Raw genomic sequence first — 15,837 nt, forward strand, 5'->3', positions numbered from 1 at the left:
AGTTATGGATAAAGATGTAATTATAAAATATGAAGGGGTTGATTTGGACAGGGATGGTAATAATATCCTTAGTGATATCAACATTTCGATAAATGAAGGTGAATTTATATACCTCATTGGGAAGGTCGGTTCGGGAAAAAGTACATTCCTGAAAAGTCTTTACTATGAAATACCTATCGAAAAAGGTCATGGACGTATCTTCGATTATGAACTGGAAAGTATAAAGAAGAAACAGATTCCTTTTTTAAGGCGAAAAGTAGGAATTGTATTTCAGGACTTCCAATTGCTTATCGACCGTACGGCTGCTAAGAACCTTGAATTTGTTCTTCGCGCTACCGGATGGAAGAATAAAGATCTGATAGATATACGGATCGGGGAAGTTCTTATGCAGGTAGGTATGCAGAATAAAGGTTATAAGATGCCTCATGAATTATCGGGAGGAGAACAGCAACGTATCGTTATAGCGCGTGCTCTCCTTAATTCACCTGAAATTATACTTGCCGACGAGCCGACGGGGAATCTTGATCCCGAAACGGGAAATCAGATTGTACAGCTCTTGCATACGATATCGGAAGGTAATACGGCCGTTGTAATGTCGACACATAATTATGCCGTCGTTCAGAAATATCCGGGCAGAATCATCAAATGTGAGGACGGGCATCTGAAAGATGTGAAGATGGGAAATCAGGTTCAATCACAGAATCACTAAGTAAAAATATAATAGAGGGAATTATGGAAATAAGAAAATTAGATTTAACAAAGAGTAATGAAGTTTCATTTATTGAAAACCTTTACATAGAATCTTTTCCGTTGAGCGAACGCCGCCCGGTGGAAACAATGCTGGATTTATATAAAGGGGATTCGCCTTTTGTTATTGCCGTAACCCTCAAAGACGATAATATAGTCGGATTCCTTACTTACTGGGATCTGGATGAGTTTATATTTGCCGAGCATTTTGCTATTTCTCCTGAGTTCCGCAATGGGGGATATGGGCGTAAAGTGATGGATTTATTTATAAAAGATATCACCAAACCCATTATACTTGAGGTGGAATTACCCACCACTATACTGTCGGAGCGCCGGATTGGATTTTATCAGCGTATCGGATTCAGATTGTGGGAAAATGTACAATATCAGCAGCCGGCTTATCATAAAGATGGTATTGCCATTCCAATGAAGTTGATGACATACGGAAGTTTGGATGTAGAGAAGAATTTGATCGATATCAGAAGCAAGTTGTACAGCGTGGTGTATAATTGCTGAATAAGAGCAGATACCAGGTTTATTGCGCAAAAAACCTTCTTTTCGGTTGAAAATAATAAGTAAAAATTTTGAAAAATTAAAAATAGCCTATATATTTGCACTCTCAATTGCGAAAGTAGCTCAGTTGGTAGAGCACGACCTTGCCAAGGTCGGGGTCGCGGGTTCGAATCCCGTCTTTCGCTCAGACTCTGAAAGATATCAGAGAAAAAATGAAGATAATAGCTTCCGAATCAATAGATTGGAAGCTATTTTTGTTATTTATTCCAATTAAAAGACTAAAAAAATCATTATAAAATCAATCGCATCACAGAATATTTGATGATATCGAAGCATATCTTCATAATCCAGATGATCATATTCGCTCCTAACTGATAAATGGTGGCTTCATATACTCCCGTTCCGCAAGTTCCTAATGGATTTAGATAATATCAAACAATTCGCTATATTCCCTAAAAGTAAATGGTGTACAGTTATCAGGTAATTTGTGGATTTGTCACAGACTAGCTTTTTGTAATTCTTAGCAGAATCTTAATTTTTACATCGTAGCCCTGTAAAGTTTTTGTAACAAATATTGTTTCTCTTTGTATAACTAATATTAAAAAATAGATCATTAATAATATTACTTTATATCGGCCCTTATACTAAAAAAAGAAGATCGGAGAAGCTATATCCATAGTTGTATATCCGGTTTTCTTTTTATGCATATGCCGGATGGCTCCGGAAAGAACTATCTGGACAAGTTAGACAAATCCATTGAGTACGAAATAAATATCGACTGATTTTATGAAAAAAACGATACTATTACTTATCTTACTTACTGCTTTTTCCTGGACCTCAATATATGCATGGGGGAAAAACGGCCACAGGATAATCGCACAGATTACAGAACAAAACCTGAGTAGAAAATCTTATAAAGAAATTAAGAAGTTATTAAATGGTTATCCGATGGCATATTCATCCGACTGGGCAGATCAGATACGATCGGATACCACCGGTATATGGAAACATACATATGTATGGCATTATATAAATATTCCGTCTGATTTAGACAGATTGGAATTCCAAGAAGCTATAGAAGCCGTTAAACAGGAAAATGTATATAGTGAAATTCCAAAACTGGAAGCAATCCTGAAAAATAAAAAAGCCTCTACCGAAGACAGGCGTATAGCACTCAATTTTATTATACATCTTGTCGGCGACTTGCACCAGCCCATGCATATAGGACGGGAAGAAGATTTGGGAGGCAACAGGATTACCGTGAAATGGTTCCGGGAAAACACCAATATTCATGCAATATGGGATTCAAATCTGATTGATTTTGAGCAATACAGCTATACTGAATACGCATCTATATTGGGCAACATTTCTAAATCGCAACAAAAACTGATACAGGAAGGTAATCTTTCCGACTGGCTTTTTGAAACATACCGGTTAACTAACGAAATATATTCTTCTGTTCAGAGTGGCGATGAATTATCATATGGCTATTCATACAAATATAAACACATAGTAGAGCTACAGTTACAACGTGCCGGAATCAGGCTTGCTCTCATTCTTAATAGTTGTTTTTAATCTTAAATATAGTACATATGAGTATTAAGATCAGGCTCATAATAATGAATTTCTTACAATTCTTTATTTGGGGATCGTGGCTCACCACATTAGGAGTATATCTGGGTAATTCTTTGGGGTTTACAGGTAGCCAGACAGCCAGCATATTTGCAACAATGGGTATTGCAGCTGTTATAATGCCGGCTCTTATAGGGGTAATTGCAGATAAATGGATCAATGCAGAACGCTTGTTGTGTGTACTGCATATTGGAGGCAGTATTGTTCTATTCCTTTTATCCGGGACAACAGTTTTCGAACATTTTTTCTGGCTTATGCTTTTATATAATTCCATGTACATGAGTACATTAGGACTAGCTAGCAGCCTTTCATATAATGCACTGAAATTCAATGGGCTGGATATTGTCAAATCTTTTCCGCCAATCAGGGTATGGGGAACTATCGGCTTTATCGGCGCAATGTGGATGGTTGACATATGCCGGTGGACAACTTCGAGACAACAAATATATCTGGCAAGCGCGGCATCTTTATTATATGGTATTTATGCGCTCTCATTACCAAAATATCGGAGAGAACACTCGTCGGAAAATATTTCGATAAAAAATATATTAGGTATAGATGCCCTGCATTTATTCAAGGAAAGACAGATGGCAATATTTTTTATCTTTTCTATGTTGATCGGTTCCGCCCTGCAAATAACGAACACGTTCGGGCAGCCGTTTCTAACGGACTTTTCTTTGGTGGGCACTTATTCAGATTCATTTACTGTCAGGCATCCCGGTATATTGACTTCCGTATCTCAGATTTCAGAAGCCTTATTTATACTTGCTATACCTTTCTTTCTGAGGAAATATGGTATTAAAACAGTAATGTTGATGAGTATTGCAGGATGGATGCTTCGCTTCGGCCTTTTTGGTATAGGAGATCCCGGAAATGGTTTTATCTTTCTCATTCTCTCTATGATTGTATATGGGCTGGCCTTTGATTTTTTTCAGATTTCAGGTTCTCTTTTTATCGAACAGCAGGTAAAACCTTCGATCCGGATAAGTGCACAAGGAATTTTTATTTTCATGACTAATGGTGTCGGCACTATAATAGGGACTAAACTAAGCGGATGGGTAGTAGATTATTTCACTGATGTGAACGGATATCGTAGTTGGGAAAGCATCTGGTTTGTCTTTGCCGGATATGCCCTTGTTTTAGGAATCTTGTTTTTGATATTATTTAATCCTAAGAAATCAATATAGGATTATTGCACAACTTTAACATCTGTTTAAATTACAACTTTACAAAAACGTAACTTTTAGTTAGGCATAAAGAAACTCTTTTCCTATTGCTTTGTGCCGAACTAAAATAGGCAAACTATATGAAAAGAATTATTTTATTATTGTTAATCATTTCAGGTATAAATTACTTTGCATCTGCTCAGGTCACCACATCATCGATGAGTGGCAGAATAACAGATTTAAACAATGAAGTCATTATTGGAGCTACGGTTCAGGCTGTTCATGAACCATCAGGAACTTTCTACGGTGGTGCTACAAATACAGACGGACGTTATACTATTCAGGGTATGCGTGCCGGAGGGCCTTATACGGTTAAAATATCATATGTAGGATATGAGACGACCGTATTTTCCGAAATCACTCTAAAATTAGGAGAAACAGCTAATATTTCAACGATCCTGAAGGAATCAACCCAATCATTAAATGAAGTGGTGGTAATCGGAAAATCAGGTGTCGCAGCAAATAAAACAGGGGCAGCTGCAAGTATGAATGCTGATGAAATCAGCCGTATGCCTTCTATCACACATGGTATTGCCGATGTTATCCGCATGAATCCACAGGTGAATATAAGTAATACGGGAGCAATGTCCTTTGCCGGGATCAATAACCGTTACAATAGTTTTCAGATAGACGGGGCGATGAATAATGATGTTTTTGGCCTTACAAGTAACGGCTCTAATGGCGGGCAGGCAGGAACTCAGCCTGTATCTATGGAAACAATCGAACAAATCCAGATCAACATCGCACCTTTTGATGTCCGCCAATCGGGATTTACAGGTGGAGCCATCAATGCCATTACAAAATCGGGAACTAATACTTTCCACGGATCAGTCTATGGCTTTGGTAACAATCAAAATTTAATAGGTAAAAAATATACGCTGATGAACGGCCAGACCAGCGAGAAATATGACAAGCAATCGGAGTACCAGGCCGGAATTACCCTTGGAGGGCCTATTATTAAAAACAAACTATTCTTTTTTGCCAATTATGAGAAAGCAAACAAAGAATATCCTAATGCATATGGCTTAGGCGATCCTGCTTCAAAAGTCAGTGCAACTGATGCACAAAGAATAATGAATACAATAAAGGAGATGGCCGAAGCACAAGGTGTAACCTATAATGGAGAGTTTAGTAGCTCTGATGTGTACACAAAGTCGGATAAAGCAGGTGCCAGATTAGACTGGAACATTAATGACAAGCACAAAGCTGCTTTTCGCTGGAGTCTCGTTTCCGCAAAACAATTGAATAGTGTGAGTTCCGCATCAAACCTGAATACTTCCGATTACAGTTATGATTTTGTGTCTAAAACCAATACATTCGTTGCAGAATTACAAAGTCGTTTTTCAGATAATATAAGTAATGAGTTTCGTACATCATATGTCCGTGCACGCGACCAGCGCGACCCGGGATCTCCGTTTCCGATGATTCAGATTTCAAATGTAGGAGACGGTACGTTAAATATAGGTAATGAACGGTCTTCTATGGCCAACTCACTCGATCAGGACATATGGTCTTTTACAGATAACCTGACATTATATAAAGGTAATCATACCCTGACATTTGGTACGCATAATGAGTTTTATAATTTTGCCAACCTCTTCATCCAGGATGCTTACGGCACCTATTATTTTAGTAGTGTAGACGATTTCTATGCAGGTAAAATCCGTCAGTATCGATTTTCTCAGGCAAATGTAGATGTAACGGGCGATCCTCTATGGAAAGCTGCATTCGGAGCCGGACAATTAGGCTTATACGCGCAAGATAAATGGAATGTGACGGATAAACTTGACCTGACTTTAGGTCTTCGTATGGATATCCCTTTATTTTTTGATACTCCTGCCGAGAATGCCGGATTTAATGAATATGCGGATTCTAAAGGCTGGGGATTCAAAACGAACCAGAAATTAAGCAGTTCCCCGATGTTTTCTCCGCGTTTGGGTTTCCGCTGGAATGCAGGTGAAGATAACAAATATGTTCTCAGAGGAGGGGTTGGTATTTTTACGGGACGTATTCCTTTTGTATGGTTAAGTAATAACTTCTCTAATACAGGTATCCAGTTATCTACATACAATACTACTTCCGCAGGTAATTTGTCTTTGATTCTCGATCCAAACAGGCAACGGGAAAATACAGATAAATTGACTGCCGCAGGTAGCCAAACTATCAATGTATTCAGTGATGATTTCAAATTTGCTCAGAATCTTCGTCTAAACTTAGGCCTGGATTTTGAATTGGGTGGTATCGACTGGACTGCTGAAGCCATCTATTCTAAAACGCTGAATGATATTCTTTACCAGAATCTGGCTTACGATGTGAATGGAAAAACTCTGGGTGAAACCGTTTCAGGTCTGGAATTCGATCAGCGTCCAATGTTTGGGAGAGTAACTACGGGAACCGACTATGCATATATTTATGCTCTGTCGAATACAAGTAAGGGCTATTCTTACAATTTATCTCTGAAAGGTGAAAAGAAGTTTGACTTCGGGTTGGATCTGATGGCTTCTTATACGTTCACCCGTTCCAAGTCCTTGAATAGTGGTACTTCTTCCGTGGCACAATCGAATTGGGCTTATAACTATACACGAGGTAATTCCAATGATCCTGAGTTGGGATTCTCAGCCTTTAATATCCCTCATCGTATCAATGCCTCGATATTTTACCATAAAGAATACGGTAATACCGGCTGTAACTCATGGACAACTACTGTAGGCTTAATTTATACAGGTTCATCGGGGGCTCCTTACTCAATATATTATAATGGAGACTTAAACGGGGATAGTTCGAATGGCAACGACCTGATTTTCATCCCTACCAATGCTCAGATAGACCAAATGCCATTCCTGGCTACAACTGCTTATTCTGCCGATCAGCAAAAGGCCAATATGAAAGCCTGGATTGCAAATGACCCTTATCTGAGTAAACATCAGGGCTCATATTACGAACGTTATGCCGACAATGAGGATTTCGAACATCATTTCGACTTCCATATTGCACAGAAACTCAATTTCAATGTATGCAACAAAGTTCATTCTCTTGAACTTTCATTCGATATATTAAATATAGGGAACATGCTGAATAAAAAATGGGGACGCTATGCGTCTGCCGGAGGGTCGTCAACTTATTACAGCCCTGTTAATTTCAGTAATGGTCAGTTTCAGTTCTTACACGATGCTGATTTCAACATGCGTTCATATAGTGATTACTATTCTCGTTGGAGAGGTCAGGTTGGACTAAAATATATCTTCTAAACTTACTTTCTCTTCACACATCAATTTATTCGGGCATTGTTTGCTAAATTGCAATGCCTGAATTTTTATTATAAAAGAATATCTATATGAAATATTATTATCACAAGGTTTTTATACTTCTGGTATTATCGTTTATGCCCGAACTTATATCCGCAGATAACGGGAAAAAAGATGATGGAAATTATACGATCATAGTTTCGCTAGACGGGTTCAGATGGGATTATCCTCAACTACATAATACTCCGAATCTGGAAGAAATGTCTCATAGAGGAGTCAGTGCCATCATGCGGCCGTCCTATCCTTCTTCTACATTTCCTAATCATTATACATTAGTAACCGGTCTGGTTCCCGATCATCACGGAATAATCAATAACTCCTTCTGGGACAGAAAAAACGAAAGACAATATAGTATGGGAGATTCCCTTACCCGCAATAACCCGGATTACTACAAAGGAGAACCTATCTGGATTACGGCTGAGAAACAGGGTGTTACGACAGGTAGCCTGTACTGGATTAGTTCTGATATAGATATAAAAGGCATGTATTCTACATACTACAAAGTATGGGCAGATGAACCCCGCTTAAGTTTTGCCGGGAGGATTGATACAGCATTGGCTTGGTTTAATAAGCCGGAAGCAGAGCGCCCCCACCTGATTACCTTATATATGGAGGAGCCAGATGGAGCCGGACACCGTTCAGGACCCCGCGGAGATGAGACACACAAGACAGTGCAGACAATGGATAGCCTTATCGGTGTATTGATGAAGGGGATTGAGAAACTGCCTTTTTCGAATCAGGTGAATCTGATTGTAACTTCAGATCACGGAATGACTGATATCTCGCCAGATCGCTTTGTAAATATTAACGATTATCTTAAACCCGGGTGGTATGATTATATCGTAGGGTCCAATCCATCATCTATATTCTGCAATGAAAGCTACCGGGATTCTATCCATATTGCGTTATCAGAAGTAGAGCATATCCGTATTTTCAGAAAGGAAGAAATACCATCCCAGCTTAATTACGGAACCAACGAGAATGTTGGTGATCTAATTGTGATTGCCGATTGCGGATGGCAATTCGGGTTCAAACCTTTACCAACAAAAGGTGCGCATGGTTATGACACGACCTGCAGTGATATGCATGTTATCTTCTTTGCCTATGGGCCTGACTTTAAGAAGGCTTATAAAGGTACTACATTCGATAATACGGCTATCTATTCGTTAATAGCAGCTCTATTAGATATAAAACCTGCTGAGACAGACGGGGATATAAATCAGGTGACTCAGTTTTTCAGGAAATAATTCTCTTAAAATAGAAAATTCAATATGCAAATTTATACAGGCTTTCTTGGCTTCTGGGAAAAAAGGATAGAGATTCCATTATATAAGAGCAAAAGAGTAAATAATACTTTTACCCTTCTAAGGGTGAGTGGAATGAATCCTTAGATTATATATCCACCACCAGTAAAATAAGATGCCTGACAAAGCCTGTTTGCCATTTAGATAATGCCAAAATGGCGAAGGCTTTCGCTCAAGCTCTGAAAGACATCAAAGAGAAAAATGAAGATAAATATGCTTTCTTGTGTAAATGTAATATGCTTGTCTATATTTGGATTTATGGCTTCTCCCGTCTCTTACTTAAAATATTCAGCATCGGGACTATGAAAATGAATAACAAAGGCAGCAAAAGGAATGTATTCTTGTCTTCACCGCCAAAGGTAAATACATTTTCATTTGACATGGCCTCAACCATGCATACAAATAACAGATAGATCTCTAAAATCAACATAATTACTAATGAAAAGAAATATGTTATGTTATTATTCAGAAAATAAGAGAAATATGGATTGAATCGATAAAAGATGAATACAGTAATAACAAGTAAGAGGATACCGATGAGTGCAAAAAAATAATTTTCCCAATTATTATACGGATAATCGGCATTTATAAGTGTACGGAGATTCTCCGGCGATAACTCCTCACTTTTGTCTATTTGGGGGAATGGTTTGAGGGTAAACCGTGCTAAATAAAACTGGTTTTCAACTTTGGACCACCAAGATGCTTTTTCTGCATCGACCTTACTTACTGCTAATACCGAATCTCCCGGCCAGTAAACAGACTTGGTGTTTACAAGCAACACACTATCTACCATTTGAGTAAGTCCCAGTATATAAGCATAATTATCTTTACCATTGTCTCTATCGAATGTCACATATAATTTTAAGTCGCGGATAGATTTTACATTGCAACTATCGATAATAAGGCTCGCCGATTTTACAAATTGGGCCATTGCCCTTTTCTCTTTAAATGAGAAATCGGGAAAATAAAGATTTACTCCTTTTATATTGGTCAATCTTGTTTTATCTATGGATAAAAATAATTGCTCAAGACAAGAAGAACGATAATATGGCGACCGGAGAAAATTATCGGTATTCACGTCTCCCCTGCACATCAGCATAACATCCATTTCCAAAGAGTCCTGCAAAGAAGATAAAGGTTTCGATAAATTATTTATATCCATTTTCAAATAATTATCTATCACCTCAACAGAATAATTGCGGGCTATATATCTATGCTTTATATAGCTCGGGTAGTACATAGGGAGAAGATAATTGAGATATATTCTTTCTTGAGATAACCTACCGGCTGAATCCTTCTGCCCGACCGACCCGAGTATACGTTTTGAATATTCATCGAAGGACATGCCGAAAATGCGTGTAATATCGTTTAAGTGCGAAATGAATAAGGTATCCTGAACAATAACTGTATCGTGCTGGATAATAACTTCCAACTTATAAAGATTGTCTTCATAAGCTACATATGAGGAATCCTGCCCCGATAAATGTATTTGTACTACAAAGAAGAACGTTATTGAAAAAAGTATAATATTCCTGCACATTTGATCCCGGTTAAAAGTTTCACTTATTATTAATCATCTTACCGTCTTTCGACTCTTCCTTAGCAATGGCCGATTTCAGAATTTTATCCGTCAAAAGTGGCGGCGACATCCTATATAATCGTATGGCACAATTTTGTATCACATTCACCATACTCCCTCCCGACAATTTATATTCGGCAGCTATATGCAACAATTCTTCATCGACAAGCCATTCTTCCGGCATCATTTGTTTCCAAAGCCGATACCGCAGGTTCTCGTCAGGCATAGGAAAATACAATATGGACTGGAATCGCCGGAAAAAGGCTTCATCTATATTCTCTTTCAGGTTAGTGGCAAGTATTACCATTCCCGGAAAATCCTCGACCCGCTGCAACAGGTAAGCAACCTCCTGATTGGCATGACGGTCGTTCGACGTATTAGTGTCGGTACGTTTACCGAAAAGCGCGTCGGCTTCATCAAAAAAGAGTATCCAGTTCTGATGTTCCGCCCTGTCGAATATATTAGCGAGGTTCTTTTCCGTTTCGCCTATATATTTAGATACGACCATCGATAAATCGATACGGTAGACATCCATGCCATGCTGCTTGCCTAATAATGAGGCTGTCAGCGTTTTCCCTGTACCGGGTGGACCATAAAACAGGCATCGGTAACCCTGCTTGATTATTTTATCGAGCTGCCAGCGTGAACGGATGGCCTGTTCATTTTGCAGCCAAAGCGATATATCATCCAAATCTTGTTGCAGATTGTATGGCAGCACCAAATCGTCCCATTCCAAAGCTGTGGTTACCCGTTTGGCCGGAAAGCCGGAACTGTAATCGGGGCGATATTTATTGTCATGCAGGATTTTTGCCAGAAATTCGTCTGACACTAACAGACGTCCGCTCAGGAATGGCTCACCTCTGCCTTGTCCTTCGAGATGAAGGATATTTCTGGTATGAAACCAATGATCCCTTTCAAATAATCTGATAATATCCTGCCGCTTATCCGGATTATCCACTGACAGTATAAAAGCGGCCGTTTCGCCTGTGGGCAGAAATCCCTGATGTGATGTACCTCTCCATCCGCCCAACTCGGTATATGGCCTGTCTAATTTCTTATTCTGTAAGAAAAGCGGGTCGAGCGTTTGCGGACTGATATGCGGCATCAATGCGAGTAGTAAGATCGTCTGTTCATCGAATGTCATCTCCTGCCCGTCCATAAGGGAAGATAACCAATCGCTTTCGGGGAATGGTATATCCTGGATATGGGTATAGTCGCCCTCCTGTCCTAAGAAGTGGGAGAGGGTGGTGTGGAGGAGGGAGGAGAAAATATTTACAGAATACTTATGCATTTTCATTGATAAGAAACCTGAAGAGGATATGGATATTCTTCTAGTCGTACTCTATATTCCTTTGGTATTATTTCTTTTAGATTAGGAATACCACAAATAGCTCTCGAAAAAAGAGTATAAGCCCAATTTATCACTTTATGATATTTGCTCTCATTTAATTGAGGATATGCGTCAATTAATGTAAGAATATGTTGATGCCATATCTTTAAATAATATTCAACATGTTCAAATTTATCACTATCAGATATTCCATCCGGAATTTTACAATTACGAGCATCTATTAAACCAAAAATTGCATTTGCTAGATCATTAGCGTTATAATGAAATCTAAGCATTTGATCTATTAATATTTTTAATGATTCTCTTTCACCATTTTCGGTAACATGGCCAGAACCTTTTTCATGATATGTATATTCAATATGATTTCTTATTTTAATTGCTTTTTCTGCAATAATATCAATATTATTTCCCCAATTTAAGTAATTCTTATCTAATATAAACTTGCCTACCAATGCGTTGTATTCTTGAATACTATCGAATACTATCTTATTCATCCCAGGTAAAGAATCAAGGTTATTTATCCAATATTGTAAATTATGCAAAGCGTCTATATAATTAAAACCAAGAACATTAAACCCTGCAATAAGTTGAAATACACTCATAGCAGTTATATGATAATTAGAGAGATTTGATGGAGCTTTTACATCTGGCCTATCAAACGAAGCTTCCTCTATTATAGCATCATTAGGATTTTCGGATTCACCAAAACGAACTTTTCTTTGAAGTATATTAGTTTTATTTTCTGCAATATTTGAATAATAAAGATTTTGAATTCCATCAGCCTCCTTCTCCAATCCCTCATTATCATTTACATTCACTCCCTGCAACTGTGTTGTGGGCTGAACCCGTCCCTGCTTTTGCTGCACCACATGCCATGCCTCATGGGGTAAATGCTGTTCCTGTCCTGGTGCAATATGTATATCCGTACCCTGTGCATAAGCTAGTGCTTGTAGTTGCGCTGGCTTAGAGGAGTTGTAATGCACCCGCACATCGTCCATACTATAACCCGAAAGGGATTCGATACCGCTTTTCAGATTATCGGGCATACCTGTCAGGTTTTCAGTTGAGGGCTGAGCAGTCTCAAACTTTCCTTGTAGCAACTCATCCTCGTTTATCTCTTTACGTTGAGCAATCTCAAACTTTCCTTGCAGAAGTTCGTCTTCATCTATCTCCTGCCGTTGCGCTATCTTGTCCTTATAAGCCTGCAAAACATCATGCGCCGAAGCCTGCAGTGAGGCTTTCGGCTGCGCGTTATCTGATTTTGTTTCGGGTTGTCTGGAATATGTTTTCATATCAATCGGATTTTAATATTATCGTTCTCTCAATTCATTACCTATCTCCATTTTACGATAACAGGCTTCTTCATCCAGGGCATTCTTATCATTCTGAAATTCCATGGTATGCCGTCTATAAGCATATCGTATGCTTTTTCCTCCACGGTAAGATAATATGAATCTTCTTTTTCTTCAAGCCTGCCATTTCTTCTTAAAAAGGCTTCACGCAGAGTCATTGGAGATGAATTTTTCAATTTTCCCCAATTTTGTAATACTCCGTTCAGCATGGATGCCACAGCCTCTTTTTCCGGAGAGCTTAGTTCCATCTTTTGGGGTATAGAATCACCGGTTTCCATGCCTGCAAATAGTTTATTCACCGGAAGTTCTAATTCACCGGCTTCTTCTTTTTCCCAAACAGCATAGTGCAGAAGGAATACAGCCTTTAACCGGGCATCTTCGTCTCTAAAATCACCTTTCTCTGTTAATGACAGCATCGAGAAAAGACGAGGTAAGTAAGGAGCCAGTATGACTACACCGGCATTATTAACGTCAATTAAATTATTCTTTTCCATTATATCGTTTTTATAATTAATAAGTTCTGATTGTTCCGTCAGTAGATTATCTGTAGATGCCAGACTTCCTATTTTTCGTATAAACCGGACTTGTTCACTTTTAGCTAATTTTCTAATCAGAAGATTGATAATATGAGTGACAATCTCTTCTAAGTTCAAGGATACTTTTCTTTCAGATATATCTATCAGATATCTGATTACACCTTTCCTATCTACAGAAATATTCAGTTCCGATTCCAGATAATGCAGCAAAGTCTGTATGGTGTGCAAAGCCCTGCGGATGAATATAACAAAATCATATTGCCCGGCTAATTCGTTCAGCAATTCTTTATATGTAATGTCACTACCAAAGTATAGTTCCAAGACCTTCCTGCTTTCAAGAAATTCGGCATCCTTCCTGTTTTTTATTCTTTTCTTATGATTGTCCGGGATATTCAGCTTATAATCAATCTTCAATTCGTTAAAGACCCTAACCAGATCATACGGGAGTGAAATATTTTCCAACATTTTTTCCTGATAAAAATAGTTAAGCAGATCTTGCACAGTAACATTATAATGCGCGGCAATCTTATTTAATGTCCTGTCTACAAAATATTTCTTATTGAAAACCTGATTGCGGGAAGCAAGTAACACATCGTAGATAAATTCCCATTTTATCTTACTGAACCCACTGCCCGCTCTACCTTCCAAAATATTATTATTCCGCTGCTTGTCTAACATAACTGTATATGGTATAACAAAATGGCTTTCGGCAGGGATAATAAGAGAGACAAGATAATGATGCTGTTCTTCGGAAAGCATTTCTGCTGCTTTCCGGCGGTTACCGATATCCGATAATTGAGATATAAGATCTGTCACATCCATAACATTGGCCAGTTCCCTGCTTTTTATAATATCGCTTACCGACCAGATAGCTGATCCTTTGGAAGAGAATATTTCATTCCCATTTTCCCCTGTCAGATATTCTGTCAATAAATCCTGAAAGATCGTATTAAGAGTACTATCGAAAGCTAGCTCACCGATATATGAACATATATATTTCAATATATCTGATATTTCAACATTATAATGAGCTGCGACACGGCTTAATACATCCCTGACAAAATATTTCCGGTTAAATAACACTCCTCTGTTTTCAAGTAATATAGGGAAAATTATCTGCCATTTCAACAAGCGGAATTCACTCCCGGCTCTACCTTGCAATGCTCCATGCTCATGTTGTCGATCCAAAGATTGCGCATATGATATAACAAATCTACTGTTACCGGGTACGACTACCGGAACCAGACCAAGAATCTGATCTTCTTTCATCTGTTGTAAAAACCGCCGGCAACTCTCCGGATTGGTTAATGTTACCAACAATATATTCAGGGTATCTTCACTTAAAACATTCTCCCCGTTATTGTATAACTCCGATGATACCAACCGGTATAGCCTGCCTGTATCCGTCAGCAATTTTTCTATATTCTTTTCCGAAAGTTCTTTCCTCAACTGATCCAGAATCAGGAATAATCCGGATGGCATCGATTGTTTTGTCTCCGATGTATCCAGCCCGGATACGATAACCGTAAGAAGATAATCATATGAAAGAATGAAGCGGGCGGCTAACTGCACGATAGTAGATATTATAAAACTTTTCTTATTGAAATAAGAACTGCGGTTTGTCAGCAGATAAGCATAAACGACCAGCCATACAGCATTTCTATGACCCGATTCATGCAGAACGGGATTTTCCAATACACGGTATTTAACTTTAAGCAGGTTTATATAAGAACATATAAATACACTCTCACCGGGAGCTAATAACCTTACGCCTTGTTCCAGTCCCGGATCATTCAACTGATAGACCAAACGCTCCTGCAGACTTGTATAATGTCCATAGGTCTGCAAAAAGGCTTTCAATCGCTTACCCTCATTTCGCAAAACAGTAAGGAACAAATGATTTATATCTCTGTATTTATTTTCTATATTCCATGCCAATGAACCATGAAGAAGAAACTTGCATAATATATCGAAAAGATAGTCTTTTTCCGCCTGAGATGACACTTCCGTCTGGCGGGGATTATGCAGCATCTGAATCAAAGCTTCTTCCATCCTTTCTTCCAGAATACGTGGAAAATATTCTTCGAACTTATCCTCCTCTATACTCCCCAAATCTATGTTGAGTTTATTTATATGAACTACAGTATCTTTTACATCATATTTTACTAACAGCCTATCGGCAATCTTCTCAAAATTAACAGCAAAAAATGTGTCCCATCCGGCATATAGAGAACGGGCGAATGCTTCATTCTCCATTCGGAAATCAAATGCTATTGTGCCAATGGTGTTCAT

The 15,837-nt window shown here is 38.5% G+C and carries 10 protein-coding genes and 1 tRNA gene; 7 read left to right on the forward strand and 4 right to left on the reverse strand.

Translation table 11 applies throughout. The features are described 5' to 3' along the window. The first annotated feature begins 4 nt into the window (after positions 1-4). The 7 genes from B3317_RS14440 to B3317_RS14470 all read left to right on the forward strand — a co-directional run bounded on the left by B3317_RS14440 (position 5) and on the right by B3317_RS14470 (position 8,670). Positions 5-709 (forward strand): cell division ATP-binding protein FtsE, encoded by a 705-nt coding sequence (locus B3317_RS14440; RefSeq protein ID WP_291112848.1) that lies wholly within the window; start codon positions 5-7, stop codon positions 707-709. 23 nt (positions 710-732) lie between these two features. After that, complete coding sequence (locus B3317_RS14445) at positions 733-1,263, forward strand: GNAT family N-acetyltransferase (RefSeq protein WP_291112850.1); 531 nt, start codon at positions 733-735, stop codon at positions 1,261-1,263. 109 nt (positions 1,264-1,372) lie between these two features. Then, a tRNA-Gly gene (locus B3317_RS14450) sits at positions 1,373-1,445 on the forward strand. Between the two features lie 601 nt (positions 1,446-2,046). Then, positions 2,047-2,835, forward strand: coding sequence for a S1/P1 nuclease (locus tag B3317_RS14455; protein ID WP_291112852.1), 789 nt, complete (start codon positions 2,047-2,049; stop codon positions 2,833-2,835). 17 nt (positions 2,836-2,852) lie between these two features. Further along, entirely contained in the window at positions 2,853-4,079 is a 1,227-nt protein-coding gene (locus tag B3317_RS14460) for a nucleoside permease (protein ID WP_291112854.1), read from the forward strand. Positions 4,080-4,198: 119 nt separating this feature from the next. After that, on the forward strand, positions 4,199-7,366 hold the full coding sequence (locus B3317_RS14465; protein ID WP_291112856.1) for a TonB-dependent receptor: 3,168 nt from the start codon (positions 4,199-4,201) through the stop codon (positions 7,364-7,366). A gap of 86 nt (positions 7,367-7,452) precedes the next feature. Further along, entirely contained in the window at positions 7,453-8,670 is a 1,218-nt protein-coding gene (locus B3317_RS14470) for an ectonucleotide pyrophosphatase/phosphodiesterase (RefSeq protein WP_291112858.1), read from the forward strand. A 313-nt stretch (positions 8,671-8,983) separates the two neighbouring features. On the opposite strand, the gene B3317_RS14475 is transcribed toward B3317_RS14470, so the two are convergent. The 4 genes from B3317_RS14475 to B3317_RS14490 are packed head-to-tail and all read right to left on the reverse strand — an operon-like array spanning position 8,984 to position 15,837. Then, on the reverse strand, positions 8,984-10,267 hold the full coding sequence (locus B3317_RS14475) for a hypothetical protein (RefSeq protein WP_291112860.1): 1,284 nt from the start codon (positions 10,265-10,267) through the stop codon (positions 8,984-8,986). A 19-nt stretch (positions 10,268-10,286) separates the two neighbouring features. Then, positions 10,287-11,597 carry an ATP-binding protein gene (locus B3317_RS14480; protein WP_414647508.1) on the reverse strand — a complete coding sequence of 437 codons (1,311 nt, stop codon included), beginning with the start codon at positions 11,595-11,597 and terminating at the stop codon, positions 10,287-10,289. 2 nt (positions 11,598-11,599) lie between these two features. Next, positions 11,600-12,949: a DUF4157 domain-containing protein gene (locus B3317_RS18180; protein ID WP_324353590.1), complete on the reverse strand. Its 1,350-nt coding sequence runs from the start codon at positions 12,947-12,949 to the stop codon at positions 11,600-11,602. A gap of 41 nt (positions 12,950-12,990) precedes the next feature. Beyond that, complete coding sequence (locus B3317_RS14490; protein WP_291112864.1) at positions 12,991-15,837, reverse strand: contractile injection system tape measure protein; 2,847 nt, start codon at positions 15,835-15,837, stop codon at positions 12,991-12,993.

This window comes from Dysgonomonas sp. UBA7710, from assembly GCF_002482385.1.
Classification (GTDB): domain Bacteria; phylum Bacteroidota; class Bacteroidia; order Bacteroidales; family Dysgonomonadaceae; genus Dysgonomonas.

What these genes read in the sequence shown, in the direction of transcription:
- B3317_RS14445 (WP_291112850.1), top strand. Translation starts at nt 733, where the DNA reads ATGGAAATAAGAAAATTAGATTTAACAAAGAGTAATGAAGTTTCATTT.
- B3317_RS14480 (WP_414647508.1), bottom strand. Translation starts at nt 11,597, where the DNA reads ATGCATAAGTATTCTGTAAATATTTTCTCCTCCCTCCTCCACACCACC.
- B3317_RS14460 (WP_291112854.1), top strand. Translation starts at nt 2,853, where the DNA reads ATGAGTATTAAGATCAGGCTCATAATAATGAATTTCTTACAATTCTTT.
- B3317_RS14455 (WP_291112852.1), top strand. Translation starts at nt 2,047, where the DNA reads ATGAAAAAAACGATACTATTACTTATCTTACTTACTGCTTTTTCCTGG.
- B3317_RS14475 (WP_291112860.1), bottom strand. Translation starts at nt 10,267, where the DNA reads ATGTGCAGGAATATTATACTTTTTTCAATAACGTTCTTCTTTGTAGTA.
- B3317_RS14465 (WP_291112856.1), top strand. Translation starts at nt 4,199, where the DNA reads ATGAAAAGAATTATTTTATTATTGTTAATCATTTCAGGTATAAATTAC.
- B3317_RS18180 (WP_324353590.1), bottom strand. Translation starts at nt 12,949, where the DNA reads ATGAAAACATATTCCAGACAACCCGAAACAAAATCAGATAACGCGCAG.
- B3317_RS14490 (WP_291112864.1), bottom strand. Translation starts at nt 15,837, where the DNA reads ATGAACACCATTGGCACAATAGCATTTGATTTCCGAATGGAGAATGAA.
- B3317_RS14440 (WP_291112848.1), top strand. Translation starts at nt 5, where the DNA reads ATGGATAAAGATGTAATTATAAAATATGAAGGGGTTGATTTGGACAGG.
- B3317_RS14470 (WP_291112858.1), top strand. Translation starts at nt 7,453, where the DNA reads ATGAAATATTATTATCACAAGGTTTTTATACTTCTGGTATTATCGTTT.